The sequence below is a fragment of the Paenibacillus sp. LHD-38 genome (assembly GCF_031157315.1).
Lineage (GTDB): Bacteria > Bacillota > Bacilli > Paenibacillales > Paenibacillaceae > Pristimantibacillus.
In genome coordinates, this window is the sequence record NZ_JAVIFU010000001.1 from 364,781 (window position 1) to 382,314 (window position 17,534).

At 50.3% G+C, this 17,534-nt stretch carries 18 protein-coding genes and 2 pseudogenes; 17 read left to right on the forward strand and 3 right to left on the reverse strand.

The window, feature by feature from the left end; all coding sequences use genetic code 11:
- Window positions 1-46: 46 nt before the first annotated feature.
- Window positions 47-1,150 carry an aminofutalosine synthase MqnE gene (gene mqnE / locus RCO25_RS01600; protein ID WP_308994396.1) on the reverse strand — a complete coding sequence of 368 codons (1,104 nt, stop codon included), beginning with the start codon at window positions 1,148-1,150 and terminating at the stop codon, window positions 47-49.
- 244 nt (window positions 1,151-1,394) lie between these two features.
- Here mqnE and erpA point away from each other — a divergent pair, with 244 nt between their 5' ends.
- Both erpA and RCO25_RS01610 read left to right on the forward strand, forming a co-directional pair.
- Window positions 1,395-1,757, forward strand: a complete 363-nt coding sequence (gene erpA / locus RCO25_RS01605) for an iron-sulfur cluster insertion protein ErpA (RefSeq protein ID WP_308994397.1) — start codon at window positions 1,395-1,397, stop codon at window positions 1,755-1,757.
- Between the two features lie 235 nt (window positions 1,758-1,992).
- Entirely contained in the window at window positions 1,993-2,157 is a 165-nt protein-coding gene (locus RCO25_RS01610; RefSeq protein ID WP_308994398.1) for a hypothetical protein, read from the forward strand.
- A gap of 35 nt (window positions 2,158-2,192) precedes the next feature.
- On the opposite strand, the pseudogene RCO25_RS01615 reads toward RCO25_RS01610, so the two are convergent.
- Both RCO25_RS01615 and RCO25_RS01620 read right to left on the reverse strand, forming a co-directional pair.
- Window positions 2,193-2,606, reverse strand: a pseudogene (locus tag RCO25_RS01615) (tyrosine-type recombinase/integrase); the annotation flags it as partial.
- 197 nt (window positions 2,607-2,803) lie between these two features.
- Complete coding sequence (locus RCO25_RS01620; protein WP_308994399.1) at window positions 2,804-3,079, reverse strand: helix-turn-helix domain-containing protein; 276 nt, start codon at window positions 3,077-3,079, stop codon at window positions 2,804-2,806.
- On the opposite strand from RCO25_RS01620, the gene RCO25_RS01625 reads away from it, so the two are divergent.
- The 15 genes and pseudogenes from RCO25_RS01625 (at window position 3,062) to RCO25_RS01695 (ending at window position 17,523) form a co-directional block, all read left to right on the forward strand.
- Window positions 3,062-3,313 carry a hypothetical protein gene (locus RCO25_RS01625; RefSeq protein WP_308994400.1) on the forward strand — a complete coding sequence of 84 codons (252 nt, stop codon included), beginning with the start codon at window positions 3,062-3,064 and terminating at the stop codon, window positions 3,311-3,313. The genes RCO25_RS01620 and RCO25_RS01625 overlap by 18 nt on opposite strands.
- A 92-nt stretch (window positions 3,314-3,405) precedes the next feature.
- Window positions 3,406-3,630, forward strand: coding sequence for a helix-turn-helix transcriptional regulator (locus tag RCO25_RS01630; protein ID WP_308994401.1), 225 nt, complete (start codon window positions 3,406-3,408; stop codon window positions 3,628-3,630).
- Window positions 3,631-3,879: 249 nt separating this feature from the next.
- A complete protein-coding gene (locus RCO25_RS01635) occupies window positions 3,880-4,392 on the forward strand; it encodes a DUF3189 family protein (RefSeq protein ID WP_308994473.1) in 513 nt (170 codons plus the stop codon).
- 492 nt (window positions 4,393-4,884) lie between these two features.
- The gene (locus RCO25_RS01640; protein WP_308994402.1) at window positions 4,885-5,061 is read left to right on the forward strand and encodes a hypothetical protein; all 177 of its coding nucleotides are present in this window, start codon (window positions 4,885-4,887) and stop codon (window positions 5,059-5,061) included.
- 4 nt (window positions 5,062-5,065) lie between these two features.
- On the forward strand, window positions 5,066-5,290 hold the full coding sequence (locus RCO25_RS01645) for a cold-shock protein (protein WP_308994403.1): 225 nt from the start codon (window positions 5,066-5,068) through the stop codon (window positions 5,288-5,290).
- Window positions 5,290-5,730, forward strand: coding sequence for a hypothetical protein (locus RCO25_RS01650; RefSeq protein WP_308994404.1), 441 nt, complete (start codon window positions 5,290-5,292; stop codon window positions 5,728-5,730). Before RCO25_RS01645 ends, RCO25_RS01650 begins: the two co-directional genes overlap by 1 nt.
- Before the next feature lie 736 nt (window positions 5,731-6,466).
- Window positions 6,467-6,688, forward strand: a pseudogene (locus RCO25_RS35085) (transposase zinc-binding domain-containing protein); the annotation flags it as partial.
- Window positions 6,689-6,978: 290 nt separating this feature from the next.
- Window positions 6,979-8,592 (forward strand): response regulator, encoded by a 1,614-nt coding sequence (locus RCO25_RS01660; protein WP_308994406.1) that lies wholly within the window; start codon window positions 6,979-6,981, stop codon window positions 8,590-8,592.
- Window positions 8,593-8,594: 2 nt separating this feature from the next.
- Window positions 8,595-10,385: a cache domain-containing sensor histidine kinase gene (locus RCO25_RS01665; RefSeq protein ID WP_308994474.1), complete on the forward strand. Its 1,791-nt coding sequence runs from the start codon at window positions 8,595-8,597 to the stop codon at window positions 10,383-10,385.
- The gene (locus tag RCO25_RS01670; RefSeq protein WP_308994407.1) at window positions 10,382-11,368 is read left to right on the forward strand and encodes a substrate-binding domain-containing protein; all 987 of its coding nucleotides are present in this window, start codon (window positions 10,382-10,384) and stop codon (window positions 11,366-11,368) included. Before RCO25_RS01665 ends, RCO25_RS01670 begins: the two co-directional genes overlap by 4 nt.
- Window positions 11,369-11,622: 254 nt before the next feature.
- The gene (locus RCO25_RS01675; protein WP_308994475.1) at window positions 11,623-13,140 is read left to right on the forward strand and encodes a sugar ABC transporter ATP-binding protein; all 1,518 of its coding nucleotides are present in this window, start codon (window positions 11,623-11,625) and stop codon (window positions 13,138-13,140) included.
- Window positions 13,137-14,126 carry an ABC transporter permease gene (locus tag RCO25_RS01680; protein ID WP_308994408.1) on the forward strand — a complete coding sequence of 330 codons (990 nt, stop codon included), beginning with the start codon at window positions 13,137-13,139 and terminating at the stop codon, window positions 14,124-14,126. The genes RCO25_RS01675 and RCO25_RS01680 overlap by 4 nt, the downstream gene beginning before the upstream one ends.
- A gap of 72 nt (window positions 14,127-14,198) precedes the next feature.
- The gene (locus tag RCO25_RS01685) at window positions 14,199-15,212 is read left to right on the forward strand and encodes an ABC transporter substrate-binding protein (RefSeq protein ID WP_308994409.1); all 1,014 of its coding nucleotides are present in this window, start codon (window positions 14,199-14,201) and stop codon (window positions 15,210-15,212) included.
- Window positions 15,213-15,700: 488 nt separating this feature from the next.
- Window positions 15,701-16,432: a response regulator transcription factor gene (locus tag RCO25_RS01690; RefSeq protein ID WP_308994410.1), complete on the forward strand. Its 732-nt coding sequence runs from the start codon at window positions 15,701-15,703 to the stop codon at window positions 16,430-16,432.
- Entirely contained in the window at window positions 16,429-17,523 is a 1,095-nt protein-coding gene (locus tag RCO25_RS01695) for a sensor histidine kinase (protein ID WP_308994411.1), read from the forward strand. The genes RCO25_RS01690 and RCO25_RS01695 overlap by 4 nt, the downstream gene beginning before the upstream one ends.
- Window positions 17,524-17,534: the final 11 nt, after the last annotated feature.

The window sequence follows — 17,534 nt, forward strand, 5'->3', positions numbered from 1 at the left end:
CGCCTCTTGATGATAATCTATTTTGTGCTTCCGTGTTGCTGATTACTCATTCATAAACTTTAATTTCATTGTAAAAAGTATCGCGTTCAACCGGGATGCGGCCTGCGCCTTTAATTAACCAGATCAGATCCTCGCGGGTAATGCCTTCTGGCGTAAGGGCGCCAGCGGCATGGCTAATTTTTTCCTTGACGATGGTACCGTGCGCGTCCGAAGCGCCCATTGTTAGAGCAACCTGCGTCAGCTGTACGCCGATGTTAATGAAATAAGCTTTAATATGCTGAAAGTTATCAAGCATCAAACGGCTGATGGCAATCGTCTTCAAATCCTCAAATGCTGAGTTGCGGCGGCGAATGCCGGCTCTCGGATTGATCGGCTGCATCGAAAGCGGAATAAATACAAGGAATCCGTTCGTTTCATCCTGAAGCTCGCGAATATGCATCAAGTGGCGAATACGATCCTCTTTGGTTTCAATCGAACCGTAAAGCATCGTCGTATGCGTGCGCAAGCCAAGCTCATGAGCCGTGCGATGTACCTGCAAATATTGGGTAACATCGGCTTTGTCTACACGCATTTTTTTGCGATAATGATCGGATAAAATTTCGGCTCCGCCGCCAGTGAGCGACTGCAAGCCGGCTTTCATAAGCTCTTGAAGTACTTCACGGTAGGATAAGCCGCTAATGCGCGAGAAAAAATCGATTTCTGCAGCCGTGTACGCTTTAAGCGTTACTTCAGGAAAACGATCCTTCAATGCTTTGAGCGAATCCACATAATATTGGAATGGAACATTCGTGTTGTGACCGCCGACGATATGGAATTCGCGAACGCCAGGGTGAAAATGCTTCTCTACGTATTCAATCATTTGTTGACCGCTTAGCGTATATGCGCCTTCGTCGCCTTCATCTTTGCGGAAGTTGCAAAACGCGCAATGGGCTTCGCATACGTTCGTGAAGTAAAGACTCATGTTTTCGATAAAATAAACCTTTTTGCCATTTTTGCGCAAAGCGACTTCATTAGCAAGCTGTCCAATCGTGAGTAAATCATCTGATTGATATAAGTAAACGCCATCCTCTAATGTTAAACGCTGTCCATGACGCACTTTTTCAATGATTTGCTGCATTTTTGTATCTTCTGTCGGTATAACGACGTTCATGGCCGGGCCACCTCGATATCTTTAGATTGTGAAAAAAAGAACTTTCTTTTCCGATTAAGAAGCTGTAACTATTATAAACCTCATATGTAACATGAGCAATAAGAAAAGTAAGCGGTACGCCAAAAAATGGGAAATGCGTTAGTAGGCATGCTGCTATTGAGCAAGTGAAGAAACTGGAGTATACTACAAATAAGTAAGTGAGTTGCAACACATTCGATTAAACGGATAAACGGAGGGATGTAGCATGATCACAATAAGTGATACAGCATCTGACAAAATAAAAAAAATGCTCGCAGAAGAAGGCGGACCTGAGCTTTTCCTGCGTATCGGAGTAAAGGAAGGTGGCTGCAGCGGCTTTTCCTACGGAATGGGCTTTGACGATGAGCAGCATGACGGCGACAAGGAGCTAGATATGGAAGGGCTTAGAGTTGTCGTCGACGCAGACAGCATTAAATATTTGAATGGTCTCGTTATCGATTTCAAGGAATCGGCAATGGGCGGTGGCTTCACGATCGAAAATCCAAATGCCAGCGCAACATGCGGCTGCGGCTCCTCGTTCCGCACCGCGAGCGACGCGGGAAAACCGGCTGCTGCCGGTGAGTGTTAACGCAGTAACGGCGCGGGATTCCAGCGTTTTTCATATACGCTGATCTGGACGTTAGCCTACTCGGAAGCCACTCGGTAAAATGTGCGTGGGGATTGCGGATTGTATAGTGGAATTGGTATATTAACAGCCCCTCGCGGGTATGTAAACAATCCCAATATACGCGATTAAGGGTTGTTAACTACGGCCTCCTGTGACGGTAAATGCGTAATTTACTCGTTATTGGAGGTTTTTTATTTTGGCGTTAGCGAAATGGAAAAGACGCATCGAAGTAGGGGCATCATCACATCCGGAACTCACGTTACAGCAAGCGCTCGACTTGGTCGTCAGCGGTAAGAGAACGGAAGGATTGCGCGAGCGAACGATTACGAAAAGGATTATCGGTATTTTACGAAGTGGCTGACGGAGTTTCATCCGGAGATTGAATACGTGCACCAGTTATCCGAATTGCGTATGTTGGTCTCGATTATGTTCATCGTTTACTCTGACATAACTACGAGTAGTTTCAATATCAGCGTGAGACACTATACGATGTAACGTAAATAAATCACCGCCGTTAAGTAAATATGCTGTATAAAAATAGCTGCGGAATTGATGAGGGTAAGCAAGTTTAGGATCAACGCCAACTTTAATTGCGTACTCGTTTAACGATTTAAGAAATCGGTCAGCTTTTAATGAATCACCTTTTTTAGATAAGAAGATATAATCTGATTCAAAATATGTTTTATTTCTCTTGATAAGCGATAATAACTCGCGCACAGTCCCTTGTGATAGAGGTACAACGCGTGGTTTACGGTTCTTGTTCATCCAGCCGGGCAAGTGGATACAGCGAGCTTTCACATCTAAGAGCTCCGTAGTTAATTTTTTAACGCTTCTTGAATGCGGAAACCGCCGTCAGCTAAAAGTATCATTTGATCTCCATTACTAAACGCCTCCGTATGTATGGTTTTGCCCACCTCAATACTGCTCAAATCGATTCTAGTTACTTTCCAGTATAAACCAACGGTTACGCAGAGGGAACGCTTTAATACACAAAAACCGCGTCCAGGTTATTGGCTCGCGGTTTCTTTTTCGTTATCAGGTAAGCGTTCGATTATATCAGCAACGGTACAACCTAGAACCTTACATAGTACATCCAGTGTCTCGAATTTTATGCCTTCTGTTTTTTCATTGTAAAGCTTTGTAATTCCATTACGATGAAGCCCGTTCCCGAACTCCTTTGTCATTCGCTCTATGTCCGCAATCTTTAAACGACGCTCGCCCATAAGTCGCGATAAATGTACTTTTGTAAAAGCGCACGTAAGACGGTGCAGAAATCGATACAACGCGGCAAGAAGGCGACCGTAAAGGCAGGTAAAAAGATCATATACGCGTGGTGGTTCGAATATCCGTACTGGCTATCGGAGAAAGCGATGCTAAGACACGTCGGCAGCTACGAGCGGTCGTATGATCCGGATAAGATTTCGCAATTATCAGCGGCGCGGCAGCGTTCGGAGCTTATGGGCGGCCGGACGGGACGGAGAAACAGCGCTAAGAACAGGAAGAACGCGGACTATTAATTTAACTGGCGACATTCTCCTATAGATGGGAAGAAGGGTTCTTTTATTTGCCCTCTTAGTAACAATTCAGATACAGAAGGGAGTTTTGTGACATGAATGGAGACGCGGTAAGAGTAATCCGTATCAGTAAGGACATGAATCAAAAGGAATTTGCTGCGATATTAGCTGTCTCGCGGTCGTGTATAGCAGCGGTCGAGAGTGGCCATCGTGCAGTCTCTGATAAGCTTCGAACACGAATCGCGCAAACGTTCGGCGGCTATGAATCCGTTATGGAAGCGTTTAGACGAGCAAAAGAATTCGGTAAGTTGGCGCTGTGATAAGCGCTATTTTTATGCGCAAATGTCCTACGAGCTGACGTAAAACGGACGGGCTTCACGCGGGCTCCAATAAGAGACGGAAGGAGACCGCAGCCTCCGCAATGAGGAAGATACGAAATGACAACCGGAATCACGTAACGTAAGCGATCGGCGCGTAATCTGCTCGGAGTAAACGTTTAGCGCTCAATCGAATAGAAAATAGAATGAATGACAATAATAGCTATAGATAAAAATATAAGGGATGGTATCATGATATATATCTATAATGACTATGGTGGGACTCATACAACAGCTCTGGCAGCCGCCTATCATTTAAAAGAAATTACCCAATCAGAACGAAAACTAACTAAAGAAGAAATATTAAATGTTAACTATTTCAATAAATTAACTAAAGATGATATGGGAAAAATCATTTTTCACGGAATAGATGAAAATGGAGATTCAGTATATACAATAGGACGGAAATCCTCCAAACTTGTTGTTCCAGCATTAAAAAACTTAAGCTTATTACTACAAAGCAAACATCATTTTAATGAAAAAATAATATTCTCTAATACGTCACCAACAGTACCGTTCGTCATGTCAATTGGGGGTTTTCTCTCAAAAGGACTAAAAATTGATTTTATAGGTGTACCGTTATTAGTTATAGGTGCAAAACAATGTTGTGATAATATTTTTCGGTTGGTTGAAAATACGAAACAATTAGGGAAGTCCTCAAATGAGGAAAAACTTATTATTTTAGAAAATGAAAACTATAAGTAATAATATTTAATGTTTTATCTATGAGAATAAAAGATTGCCTTAGCACATAGGAAATCGTTTGTTACATTTATTAAAAGGTCAATTCGGCTACGTTGAGTCAACCATTAATGTTGCTCTTTGTTGTAATACATCCAGATCATACTACGTAACAAAACGCAAAGCCTTCGGAATAACTCCGTGGGCTTTTTCTAATGCGATTTACCGTCATACATGACGTTGCAAGTGCGGAGGGTGTTATCCTACTCGGCGCTTATTTGCGCGTCTTAAACACGGCGAAAACACGGGAAAGTGTACGTAATATGCGCAATTATTCGGAGGTGAAACGATATCGAACAGCAACGTAAGGATGCGGCTCAATACTGCGGCTTTTTTCAAAATGGATTATGCGCGTTAAGGCCGAACGGCGACCACATATGCAAGCCGTACAGGGACCCGCCGAAACGGTGCGTGCTTCTAACTACGCAAATAGCGAATAGAAACGGAGGTCGTTAGATGCTCTTTGTATCCGCGATAGAATCGGTCAGTTCGTACCTAAAGCGCGTGACTATCGTTGAGTCTACTACGGGTGAGATAACCGGCGTGCTGACGTATGGCGACTCCGTAAGTGATCGGCACATCCGCATGTGGTCGCCGTCTCTAATAAACAAAACCAAGAAAAAGGGGAAATGAAAAAATGTATAACGGTAAAGTGAAATGGTTTAACGCGGAAATGGGTTTCGGATTCATTACACGCGAGGATAACGGAGTGGATGTGTTCGCACATTTCAGCTACATTCTCGCCGACGGTTACAAGTCGCTTGAAGCGGATCAAATTGTAAGCTTCGATATCAATAAATCGGATAAAGGCGATTACGCCGCAAACATCAGCGTTATCTATCAGTCCGAAGAGAACGAATAATGAACGAACGCCTGCCGGATTACGCCGTCACACACGCGAATATAGCGATAACGGCGACGTCAGGCGGGCAGGTAGCGGCAGGCGTTGAGCTCTGCAGGCGAATAAGGACGGAGGAGGGCCGTACGGTGTACGAGCCTTATTTTGTGATGTCGTGGATCCGCGGCGACCTCCGTACGTTCCAAAAGGGCCAAGGTGAAATTTCAGGTAATAATATGCTATCTCCGGAGGGAAAAAAAGCCGCGGAGAAAGAGCTGCAGCAGAGTCTCGGCGTTGATTTCCTTAAAAAATCCCATACAAAGAAGCAGGAATACGTAGCCAATCTTAAAAAGGCGATTCGCGACGCTGACGGGGTCGTATACGCAAATCTCATCGAAATGAGCTTTTTCCGCAGAGGACGGCATCAGCCGTTTATGCATAGCTTTTCGTCTTCACGTCTATAGATCAATCACCTTGGGGGATAGCGGCACATGAAATTCATTCATGATTATAGACATTTTATTGAAGTAGGGTGTACGTCTTGCGGCAGGAAGCACACGGTTCAAAAAGGAAGCTATAACGTAACTATGCAAGGATATTCGTTCCATTAGTTGTTCTTGCGGCCTAGTGGCAATCACGGCGATTAAGGAAAAACGAAATTGGACAAGCAAAGCGGATCCTAATGACATAATGAAGCGAAGCAAAGCGACAACGACCAAAATGATGCTAGTTATTAGTTTTGTTATCGTTTTTTTCGCGGGTGAAATGGTTTATATGTTCCAATAGTGAGCGATTTACGAAATCAAAAATTTTCGATTGCATGTATAAGCCCCGAGAAATAGGTGCATGATAGTATTGACGGTGTGAAGAGAGGTGTGGTTCCGTTGGACCAATTGGTGCTAGGGCTGCAGGAGGAACTTATTTAATTTAATCACTAAGCTTTTATGAAAGCGAGGGGTTGTGCCGCAGAGCACTTCTGAACACACACGCTTATTGCAATCCATTAAAACGGAATGCAAAAGCGGTGCCCAAGTATTCTTAATAATGTGAAGTGTTAGATGTGAAGAGACTCGAACGATCAAACACCGTCGAAAGAGGAGCCTGAAAAGGCTCCTTTTTTCTACATATAAGAATTTACATGTTTTGGGTTTGGGGTAAGCGAAGCTTACCCCTTATTTAAATTTTTGGTAGAATGGAGATATGGACTCGAACATCTTAAAGGAAATCTTCCTCGATAAACATCAACATTGGGATACGTTTGTAGAAAAACATAAAGAGCATATTCGGCCAAATGTCCTCAAAGAGATACAAAAGTTCCGTGGTTGTGGCGATCCTAGAAATGGATTTAAAATTTTAGTCTGCGAAGGATGTCATGACATACGGAGAGTGCCCTATCGTTGTAAAGGTCGTTTTTGCACAACACTGGAAAGTTGCGTGCGTCATGTCACTTACGAGTGCAATGCTAATTGTAATTGCAGTTCTGTTATTCTGTATTTGGTTGACTTTTATAAACTTCGTCCAAGATATTTCAAGAGAACTGAGTGGAATTTCAAATGCTATATATGTTTTGAAAGCAAAGGATATCTTGGACGAGGAGAATGAGACGGAAATGCAGGCAGTAGAATAGAAGTTGCTTATAAGCGGAGACACACCCCGCTCTCCTATGGTAAAATCGCTTTACTATAAGGGAGAAATTCGGATCGGGGATGTCCATGTACAAAATATTGCTCGTAGACGACGAAGCCGGTGTCCGCGAAGGCATCCGCAGACGGATCGCTTGGCAGGAGCACGGCTTCGATTGCGTGGGAGATTGCGAGAATGGCTTTGAAGCGCTGGAGGCGGCGGAGCGGCTGGCGCCCGATATCGTGTTGACGGATATCAATATGCCGTTCATGGACGGGCTGGAGCTGACCCGCCAGCTGGCCGAGCGGTGCCCGCATGCCAAGGTCATCATTCTGACCGGATATGACGATTTCGATTATGCGCAGCAGGCCGTGAAGCTGAAAGTGATGGACTTTATCCTGAAACCGATTACATCAAACGAACTTACAGCCGTCCTAGAGAAGGTGCGGGGGGAGCTGGATGCGGAGAAGCTGCGGCGGGAGAACCTCGACCTGCTGAAGCGCCAGCTGCACGAAAGCCTGCCTCTGCTCAAAGAGCGGTTTCTAGAACGCCTTGTAAGCGCGGATATTGGACAGCGCGAGGCGGAGGAGCGGATCGCTTATTTCAGGCTGCCGCTGGAGGGACCGGACTACATCGTGTTCGCCGCCGATGTCGACCGTTTCGCCGAATCGCATCCGGAGGCAGATCATGAGCTGCTGAGATTCGCCGTCTTTAATATCATGCAGGAAATCGCGGGCCGTGAAGACGGCGCCGCCGTATTTCGCACGCGCGAGGAGAAGATCGTCTGTATTCTTTCCGGCGAAGGCGCAGATGCCCTGCTTGACCAAGCGCAGCAGCTGGCCGAAGAAATTCGCCATGCGGTAGAAACCTATTTGCGCTTCACCGTGACGATCGGCATCGGCAGGCCGGAAACGGGCTTGCGCGGAATCCGCCGTTCTAGCCGGTCCGCTCTAGCCGCGCTCGATTACAGGTTTATGCTGGGCAGCAATCGGCTGATCAGCATCATGGATATGGAATGTCGCCGGGAGAGCGGAGATTCCGTGCCTTCGTCCTGGGAGAAGAAGCTGCTCGTCGGCGTGAAGACCGGGACTCGCGAGGAGGTAAGCCGAGCGATTACGAGCATCGTCAGCCATCTGAAAACCTCGAATTTGTCGATCAGTCAGTGCTACATCCGCATCCAGAAAATATTGATTTCACTCATGCACACGCTGGACGAGCTGGGCGGATCCGATGCGGAGCCGTTCGGCGACCGCGTGAATCCGCTCACGGACATCTACGCGTTCAAGACGCTGGAGGATATCGAAAGTTGGCTGCATGCCACATGCCTTCGCGCCGTAGGCCGGATTGCGGATGCGCGGAACGATTTGGCCGAAACGCAGATTCGCAGGGCGGAGGCATATATTAAAGAGAACTACCATCTGCAAGAGCTCTCGCTGAAGACCATCTGCCAGGAGGTCCATATGAGCAGCAGCTATTTCAGCGCTTTGTTCAAACAGCAGACAGGCAGGACGTTTGTCGAATATCTGACCGCCCAGCGGTTAGAGAAAGCCAGGGAGCTGCTCAAATTCACCGATCTCAAAACGTACGAAATTGCAGCTAGGACGGGATACGCCGACCCGCATTATTTTAGCGTCCTGTTCAAGAAGACGACCGGCGAGACACCGTCCGAATACCGCCAGAAGACGGCGGTGGAGAAGCCGTGAATATGTTCCGTTTCAAGAGCATCCAATCCAACATTGCCGCGGCCTTCGTTGTGCTCATCCTGCTTACGGCAGTCTTCATGGGCGTGATCTCCTACCAGCTTTCGGCCGTTGCGGTCCGCGATACGGCTAAGGATTTTACGGGGGAGCTCGTCGAGCAGGTTAACGCCAACATCCAGTCCTACGTGACCAATATGGAAAATATTTCGCTGCTCGTCCTGAGCCACCGGCCTGTCCGCGAATATTTGTCTCAGGATGCCGAAAATGACGGGAGCATCTCCGAATTTTTTCGCACGATTATGATTTCACGCAAGGATATTGCCTCGATCAGCGCATTCGGTTATGAAGGGCAGAGGTTCGTTTCCGACCGCAATGGCGCAAGGCTTAATCCGAACGTCAATGCGGCCGGCCAATCCTGGTTCCGGGAAGCGCGGGCTGCGGAAGGCCGTACGGTCGTCTCGCCGCCTCATGTGCAGCCGGTATTCGACGACGACTACCGGTGGGTGGTATCCCTGAGCCGGGAGATTCGAAGCGCAGATAATACGAGAGGGCTGGGGGTGCTGCTCGTCGATCTGAACTTCAGCGTGATCAACGACATCGTGAGCCAGATCGAGCTCGGCAAGCGGGGGTACGTCTTCATCGTCAACGACGAAGGCAAGATCGTGTACCATCCGCAGCAGCAGCTGATTTACAGCAGCCTGAAGACGGAGGCGATTGACAAGGTGCTGAGCGTTCGCAGTGGCACCTTCATTTCAGACGAAGCGGGCCAGCGCAAAATGTACACCGTCCAGGATTCCGAATTCGGCTGGAAAATCGTCGGTGTCTCCTATGCGGACGAGCTGATCGGCAACCGGCGCGAGATGAAGCTGTCGTTCGCGGCGCTTTGCGTCTTTAGCTTGTTTGCCGCGATTCTGCTGTCCGTGCTGCTGTCGCGCAATCTGTCGAAGCCGATTCATCAGCTGCAAGAGCATATGAAGGAAGTGGAGAAGGGCAACTTTAATATCCAAGTGCCTGTGGACAGGACGAAGGAAATCGGCAGGCTCGCCCGTACCTTCAACCTGATGGTGTTCCAGATCCGGGAGCTTATGGGTCAGGTCGTGAAGGAGCAGGAATTCAAGCGGAAGAGCGAGCTGAATGCGCTGCAGGCGCAGATCAATCCCCATTTTCTGTACAATACGTTGGATTCGATCATCTGGATGGCCGAGGAGAAGAAGTCGGAGGAGGTCGTCCTTATGACGTCCGCGCTTGCCCGGCTGTTCCGCGCTTCCCTCAGCAAAGGGAAGGAGCTGGTGTCGCTCCGGACGGAAATCGAGCATATCGCTAATTACTTGACGATCCAGAAAATGCGCTACCGCGACAAGCTCGATTTCCAGATCGAGGTCGATCCGGCGATCCTTTCGTATGTCACGCTGAAGGTGACGCTGCAGCCGTTGGTGGAGAACGCCATTTATCACGGCATCAAGAACAAATACGGGACAGGTACGATTCGGATTACGGGAGAAAGGTACGGGGAAAAAATTTTGCTGCATGTCGCGGACAACGGCGTCGGCATAGACGCGGAAACGCTGGAACGGCTGCTGGCGCCTGTCCGCAGCGGGGGATTCCGCGAAGGCAAAGGGGTCGGCATGACGAATGTGCATGAACGGCTACGGCTGTATTTTGGCCATGACTACGGGCTGACGGTGGAAAGCGAGCCGGACGCCGGCACGACTGTCACAGTGGCGATTCCATTGCTGCTTCCCGAGGAAGCGGCGCGAAAGGAGGCGGCTGACGTATGGCAGGAAGGAGAACGATGATCAAATGGTTCTGCTTGCTGGCGGCCGCGGCCGTTCTTGCAGCGCTTATGTATAACTTGGCTGATGCGCTGCGTGGCGGCTCGACGGAACGCCCGCGAGTTACCGTACTGATCAAATCGACGGAGACCGGAATGGAATTTTGGGGCGTGTTAAGCGACGGTGTCATGGAGGCGGCCAAAGAATTCGACGTCGAGGTCAATATCATCGGACCCGAGCGGGAGACGAATGTGGATCAGCAGATCGAGCTGATGGAGCTGACGCTGGAAAAGAAGCCGGACGCGCTTGTATTGGCAGCTACGGATTTCAATCTTCTGGTTCCTTATGCTGAGCGGTTCGACGAAGCGGGAATTCCGCTGATCACCGTCGATTCGGCGCTTAATAGCGATACAGCGAGGAGCTTCATCGCAACGGACAATATCGAAGCGGGGAGCAAGGTCGGCCGTAAGATGGCGGAGCTGTCCGGAGACAGGTCGAAGATCGCCATCATCAGCTATGTCAGGGGCACAGCGTCCCAAATGGAACGCGAGCAGGGCGTCCGGGCCGTACTCGAGGCGGATCCGCGCTTCGAGATCATGGAGACCTACTACAGCGACGGTGATGAAATGAAAGCCTACGAGATCGCGATATCGCTCATTCGGGACCATCCAGACTTGACCGGGATCGTCGGTCTGAACGAACCGTCCACGGTCGGTGCAGGCCGCGCGATTCAGGATATGGAGGCGGCGGGCCGGTTGACGCTGGTCGGATTCGACAGCTCGGTCGACGAGGTGCGGCTGCTGGAGGAAGGCGTCATGCAGGCAACGGTCGTGCAGCGGCCGTTCAATATGGGCTACCTGGCGGTCAAGACCGCGGTGGAGGCGCTGAGGGGCGAGAAGGTTCCGGCGCGCATCGATACCGGCTCGGTCATTGTCACGAAGGACAATATTTACGAGGAGGAGCATCAGAAGCTGCTGTTTCCGTTTGTTAGCGTGAATGGAGAGTGAGCTTAGAGGAGGCGTGCTAAAGCAGCTTTGTAATCGTCAGAATGGATAAACATGGAAGGGGCTGTCCCAATGTAGGTAAACCTACATGTTGGACAACCCCTTTTTTCACTTTTCCCCCTCGTCCCCACCATCCGGCGTCAGACGAATCAGAAAATAGTTACCTTTTTGAAGAAGATATTCAATTCCTGCTATCCGCTGCTTCTCTTACAATAGGAACTATAACCGATAAATGTAAGCGGGGTGGCAAGATGACGATTGGGAAGCAACTGATTTTGATGGAGGGCATAACCAAATCATTTCCTGGCGTGAAAGCGCTTAACGACTGTCGCTTCGAGCTGCTGGGCGGGGAGGTTCACGCTCTGGTAGGCGAGAACGGCGCAGGAAAATCGACGATGATGAAGGTGCTGACCGGCGTCTATCAGAAGGACGAAGGCCGGATCGCGTATCTTGGCAGCGAAACCGACATTCCAGATACGAGAACGGCGCAGGACCTCGGCATCAGCATGATCCACCAGGAGCTTAACCTGGCGCCGGACCTGACCGTCGCACAGAACATTTTTATCGGCCGGGAGCCGCGGCGGGCATTCAAGCTGTTCCTGGATGAAAATAAACTGCATGAGCAGGTGCGGGAGCTTTTCCGGAGGATGAATCTGCATTTGGATCCGCGCCAGCCGGTATCGGAGCTGACGGTAGCCAAGCAGCAGATGGTCGAGATCGCCAAGGCGCTCTCCTTCAACGCCCGGGTGCTCATCATGGATGAACCGACAGCGGCGCTGAGCGACAGCGAGATTGAGGATTTGTTCGTCATCATCGGGGAATTGAAGCGAAACGGTGTCGGCATCGTCTACATTTCCCACCGGATGGACGAACTGAAGCGGATTACCGACCGAATCACCGTCATGCGCGACGGCTCCTATATCGATACGGTGCGGACGAACGAGGTGACGACCGACCAGATCATCTCGATGATGGTCGGCAGGGCCGTTTACCACGAGTCGGTGCCTGACGCCAAGAAAGCAAGTGAAGAGATCGTACTTGAAGTAAAAGACGTAAATCGCGGCAGCGTGCTGAAAGACATCGGATTTTCGCTTCGCAGGGGTGAAATTCTTGGGGTTGCCGGTCTGGTGGGCGCCGGGCGTACGGAGATGGCGCGGGCGGTATTCGGCGCCGATCCGGTCGATTCGGGCGAAATGGCCGTCCACGGCCGCAAGGTCGCCATTCGTAGCCCGTACGACGCGGTCCGGCACGGCATCGGTTATTTGTCGGAGGACCGCAAACGGTACGGGTGCATGGTCGATATGGACGTGAAGACGAACGTTGCAGTTGCCAGCTACGGATCTTTTTCGGGGCCGCTCGGTTTCATGAAGGACGGTGCCATCGGGCTGGCATCCGAGAGGGTTGTGGAAATGCTGAAGGTGAAAACGCCCGGCGTGGATCAGGTTGTGAAATTTCTGTCCGGCGGCAACCAGCAGAAGGTCGTCATCGGCAAATGGCTTACGCGGGACTGTGACATCCTCATCTTCGACGAGCCGACCCGCGGCATCGATGTCGGCGCAAAAAGCGAAATTTACAAGCTCCTCGACGAGCTTGCGGAGCAGGGCAAATCGATCATCATGATTTCCTCCGAGCTGCCGGAAATTCTCCGGATGAGCCACAGGATCGTCGTCATGTGCGAAGGCCGCATTACCGGCGAGCTTACGCGTTCCGAAGCGACGCAGGAGCGCATCATGGAGCTTGCCACCAAGCGAGTATTGAAGGAGGTATTAATATGAAGCTTTCCGTAGCACGCAATCCGGTTCAAATCAAATCGGGCGCGCTGCAGCAACTGCTGGCGTTTACGAGCCTGGTCGTGCTGGTCATGTTCTTTTCGCTCTCATCAAGCAATTTCTTCGGCTTCTCCAACATCGTCGGCATTCTGCTCTCCACCGCGGTCATCGGAGTGCTGGCGCTCGGCTCGACATTCGTCATCATTACCGGGGGCATCGACTTGTCCGTCGGCACGGTGATGACGCTCAGCGCAGTGATGACCGGCGTGTTCATCACGTTCTGGGGCGTGCCGGTACCGCTCGGCATCCTTGGCGGCATTCTGACCGGCGCCTTCTGCGGGTTATTGTCCGGGCTCAGTGTCGCGAAGCTGAAAATACCGCCGTTCATCGCCACGCTGGCGATGATGATGATCGCCAAAGGACTTGCGCTCGTCATCTCCGGCACGAAGCCGATCTACTTCAACGACACGCCGGTATTCCGCGAGATCGCTCTGGGCTCCTTGCTGAACTCGATCATTCCGGGCTTCAAAATACCGAACGCGGTGCTGGTTTTCTTCCTCGCCGCCATCATTGGCACCATTCTGCTGGCAAAGACGATCGTCGGACGCTACAACTTTGCACTCGGCAGCAATGAGGAAGCGACCCGCCTGTCGGGCGTAAACGTGGACAAATGGAAAATTATCATTTATACGATTACCGGCTTGTTCACAGGTCTTGCCGGCGTGCTGATGGCTTCCCGTCTGAATTCTGCGCAGCCTGCGCTCGGCATGGGCTATGAGCTGGAGGCGATTGCGGCTGTCGTCATAGGAGGAACATCTCTCAGCGGCGGCAAAGGCACGATCATCGGCACCGTCATCGGCGCGCTCATCATGAGCGTCCTCACCAACGGACTGCGCATCATGTCCGTTCCGCAGGAATGGCAGACCGTCGTTGTAGGCTTCGTCATCCTGCTGGCGGTATACGCGGATATGCTTCGCCGCCGCAAGAAGTAAGCGATTCCGGCAGTGCCTCCCGATTCTTCGGGAGTTTTCATACAATAAACCAAACTAAGGGGAGATTCCGGTATGAAAAAGATGTCCGTTCTGATCTTATTGCTGCTAGTTGCGGTAACCGTCCTAAGTGCTTGCGGAGGCGGAAACAATAACACAGGGAATGCAAAAGAAGGCGCGGCAAACGCGAACGCCGAACCTGCTGCCGCAGGCGGGGAGAAGCTGTATATTCCGATCATCTCAAAGGGCTTCCAGCACCAATTCTGGCAGGCGGTCAAAACAGGCGCCGAAAAAGCGGCGAACGAGCTGGGCGTGGAAATCACATTCGAGGGTCCCGAGACGGAGTCGCAGGTCGACAAGCAGATCGAGATGCTTCAGGCCGCGCTTGATAAGAAACCTAGCGCCATCGGCTTCGCAGCGCTGGACAGCCAGGCGTCGATTCCGCTGCTTCAGCAGGCGAAAGATGCGAAAATTCCGGTCATCTCCTTTGACTCCGGCGTAGAAAGCGATATCCCGGTTGCAAGGGCTTCGACGGATAACATTGCGGCGGCCAGTCTGGCAGCCGACAAGATGGCAGAGCTAATCGGCAATAAAGGAAAAGTGGCGCTGATCGTGCATGACCAAACGAGCCGTACAGGTGTCGACCGCCGCGACGGCTTCGTGAAGCAGATTGAAGCCAAATATCCTGATATCGAAATCGTCGACATCCAATACGGCGGCGGCGATCATCTGAAATCAACCGATCTTGCGAAGGCGATCATGCAGGCCAACCCGGATCTGAAAGGTTTCTTCGGCGCCAACGAAGGCTCCGCCATCGGCGTCATCAACGCCGTATCCGAGCTCGGCTTGGAAGGTAAACTCACGGTGATTGGCTACGATTCCGGCAAGCAGCAAATTGACGCGATCAAGAGTGGGGCGATGGCGGGCGCTATTACCCAGAACCCGATCGGCATCGGCTATGAAACGGTGAAAGCGGCAGTAGCCGCCGTAAACGGCGAAGCCGTCGAAGCGAACATTGATACCGGCTTCTACTGGTACGACAAAACCAATATCGATAACGAAGAGATCAAAGCGGTGCTGTACGAGTAATCCATAAGCGGGAGAAGAGGCGGGTTTGGTGACCCGCTTTTCTTGGTTCATCAGCTTGCCATCAGCTTGCTTGAAAAGCGATTCTTTTCTATACTCAACTTTTTAATTCGTTTTATGAATAAGCTTTGCAAAAAAGGTGCATGATAGTATTGACGGTGTGAAGAGAGGTGTGGTTCCGTTGGACCAATTGGTGCTAGGGCTACTGGAGGAACTTATTTAATTTAATCACTAAGCTTTTATGAAAGCGAGGGGTTGTGTCGTAGAGCATTCTCGAACACACACGCTTACTGCGATCCATTAAACCGGAATGCAAACAAGCGGTGCCCAAGTAATCTTAACAATGTGAAGTGTTAGATGTGAAGAGACTCATACGATCAAACACCGTCGAAAGAGGGGCCTGTAAAAGGGCTCCTTTTTTCTGTTTTGCCTCCTGCGAACATTAATGTAAGCTATAATTGTTAGAAATGAAAAGGATGAGGGGGATCCCCGTGTATCGCATTTTTATCGTGGAGGACGATGACAAAATCGCTTCTATTTTGAAAAATAACATGAATAAATATGGCTTTGAGGCAGCTGCCGTCAAGCAGTTTCGCGATATTATGCCAGAGCTGGAGGCCTTTGAGCCGCATTTGGTGCTGTTGGACATTAATTTGCCGTATTTCGACGGTTATTATTGGTGCAGACAAATCCGTGCCAGGTCGAGAATTCCGATTATTTTCATCTCTGCAAGAGCAGGTGAAATGGATCAGGTAATGGCGATCGAGAACGGCGGTGACGATTACATAACGAAGCCGATTCATTTGGATTTGCTTATGGCGAAGGTGAAGAGTGTGCTGAGGAGAACCTATGGGGAATATGCGGCACCCGGATCGACAACAGCAGCTGACACAGGAGCCGTGTCGCATGGGGAGTTGTCAGCAAATGGCTTGCATCTTTTTTTGAATCGCAACGAATTGGAATGGAGCGGCCTGCGCGTTGAGCTGACGAAAAATGAACAGCTGCTTGCTGAATGCTTAATGAGGCAATCCGGCGTCGTCGTGTCACGCGAGCAACTGCTGGAGGCGCTCTGGGACGACGTGCAATTTGTTGACGACAATACGCTCACCGTAAACGTGACGAGACTTCGGAAAAAGCTTGAGGAGCTTGGGCTGCAAAAAGCGATAGAAACCGTGCGCGGTCAGGGCTATAAGTTGACTATCCCAAAGGGGGCGCCCCGATGAGAGGCTTGTCGTTGGCGTTATTTTTGCGTGACAGGTTGTTGTTTATTTTTATGGCTTTGTTGATTATTTTGCTGTCGTTCAGCATGCTGCTTCTTGAGCGGGAGCGTTATCCAGGCCTTGTCGAGCTGGGTACGGTTTATTATTTTATGGTGCTGGCCTTATTTTTTCTTGGGGTATGGCTGGCTGTTGATTATGTTCGTCAGCGTGCTTATTTCAAGCAATTAATCGATGCAATTAACCGGTCTGAAGAGCTCAAGGCTACGTCGATCATAAAAACCACCGTTACACAGGAGCAGAAGCTTGTCTCCAAGATGCTCGAGGAGCAGAACCGTGCCTATTTGAACGAGCTCGGCAAGTATCGCCGGCAGCAGGAGCTGCACAATCATTTTGTGCTCCAATGGGTACATCATATGAAGACGCCAGTATCGGTTGTCGACTTGCTGGCGCAAGAAGCGCTGCAGAAACCCGCATCCACTCAGGAAGAACAGAGGCTGCTCGCGCTGAGCCTGCAGGAAGAGACGGACCGAATGACGCGCGGGCTTGAAATGATGCTTTATACCGCAAGGCTGGACAAGTTTGAAATAGATCTCCATGTTAAGCAAACGGCGCTGCATGCTTTGGCAAGGAACGTGGTAAATGCGCATAAGAAGCTGTGTATAAGGCACTCCATTTTTCCGCGCATTGACGGCGAGGCTTGGGTGGAAACGGACGAGAAGTGGATGACATTTGTGTTAAATCAGTTCGTCAGCAACGCGATCAAATACAGCAAAAGCAAAGCGGGCGCCAAAAAGATTATTTTTACGATGGAAGCTTTCGGAAATGCCGGAGGCAAGCTTACCGTGTCCGATGAGGGTATGGGCATAGCTTCGCATGAGCTGCCGCGTATTTTTGATCCATTCTTTACAGGAGAGAACGGCCGTACAACAGGGGAGTCGACAGGGATGGGTCTCTATTTGGCGAAGCAGGTATGCAGCCGGCTGGGCCACGAGCTGTCCGTAACCTCCGTATTGGGAGAGAGCACGGCGATGACTATCGTATTTCAGCCTCGCGGCATTCATATATTGGGCAGCCAGGAGGAGGAGGGTATCTAGGTGACAACTTT

Bases quoted from the DNA above. Each gene is read 5' to 3' on its own strand.
- RCO25_RS01645 (WP_308994403.1), top strand. From the start codon at position 5,066: ATGTATAACGGTAAAGTGAAATGGTTTAACGCGGAAATGGGTTTCGGA.
- RCO25_RS01650 (WP_308994404.1), top strand. From the start codon at position 5,290: ATGAACGAACGCCTGCCGGATTACGCCGTCACACACGCGAATATAGCG.
- RCO25_RS01680 (WP_308994408.1), top strand. From the start codon at position 13,137: ATGAAGCTTTCCGTAGCACGCAATCCGGTTCAAATCAAATCGGGCGCG.
- RCO25_RS01630 (WP_308994401.1), top strand. From the start codon at position 3,406: ATGAATGGAGACGCGGTAAGAGTAATCCGTATCAGTAAGGACATGAAT.
- RCO25_RS01685 (WP_308994409.1), top strand. From the start codon at position 14,199: ATGAAAAAGATGTCCGTTCTGATCTTATTGCTGCTAGTTGCGGTAACC.
- mqnE (WP_308994396.1), bottom strand. From the start codon at position 1,150: ATGAACGTCGTTATACCGACAGAAGATACAAAAATGCAGCAAATCATT.
- RCO25_RS01695 (WP_308994411.1), top strand. From the start codon at position 16,429: ATGAGAGGCTTGTCGTTGGCGTTATTTTTGCGTGACAGGTTGTTGTTT.
- RCO25_RS01635 (WP_308994473.1), top strand. From the start codon at position 3,880: ATGATATATATCTATAATGACTATGGTGGGACTCATACAACAGCTCTG.
- RCO25_RS01660 (WP_308994406.1), top strand. From the start codon at position 6,979: ATGTACAAAATATTGCTCGTAGACGACGAAGCCGGTGTCCGCGAAGGC.
- erpA (WP_308994397.1), top strand. From the start codon at position 1,395: ATGATCACAATAAGTGATACAGCATCTGACAAAATAAAAAAAATGCTC.
- RCO25_RS01670 (WP_308994407.1), top strand. From the start codon at position 10,382: ATGATCAAATGGTTCTGCTTGCTGGCGGCCGCGGCCGTTCTTGCAGCG.
- RCO25_RS01665 (WP_308994474.1), top strand. From the start codon at position 8,595: ATGTTCCGTTTCAAGAGCATCCAATCCAACATTGCCGCGGCCTTCGTT.
- RCO25_RS01640 (WP_308994402.1), top strand. From the start codon at position 4,885: ATGCTCTTTGTATCCGCGATAGAATCGGTCAGTTCGTACCTAAAGCGC.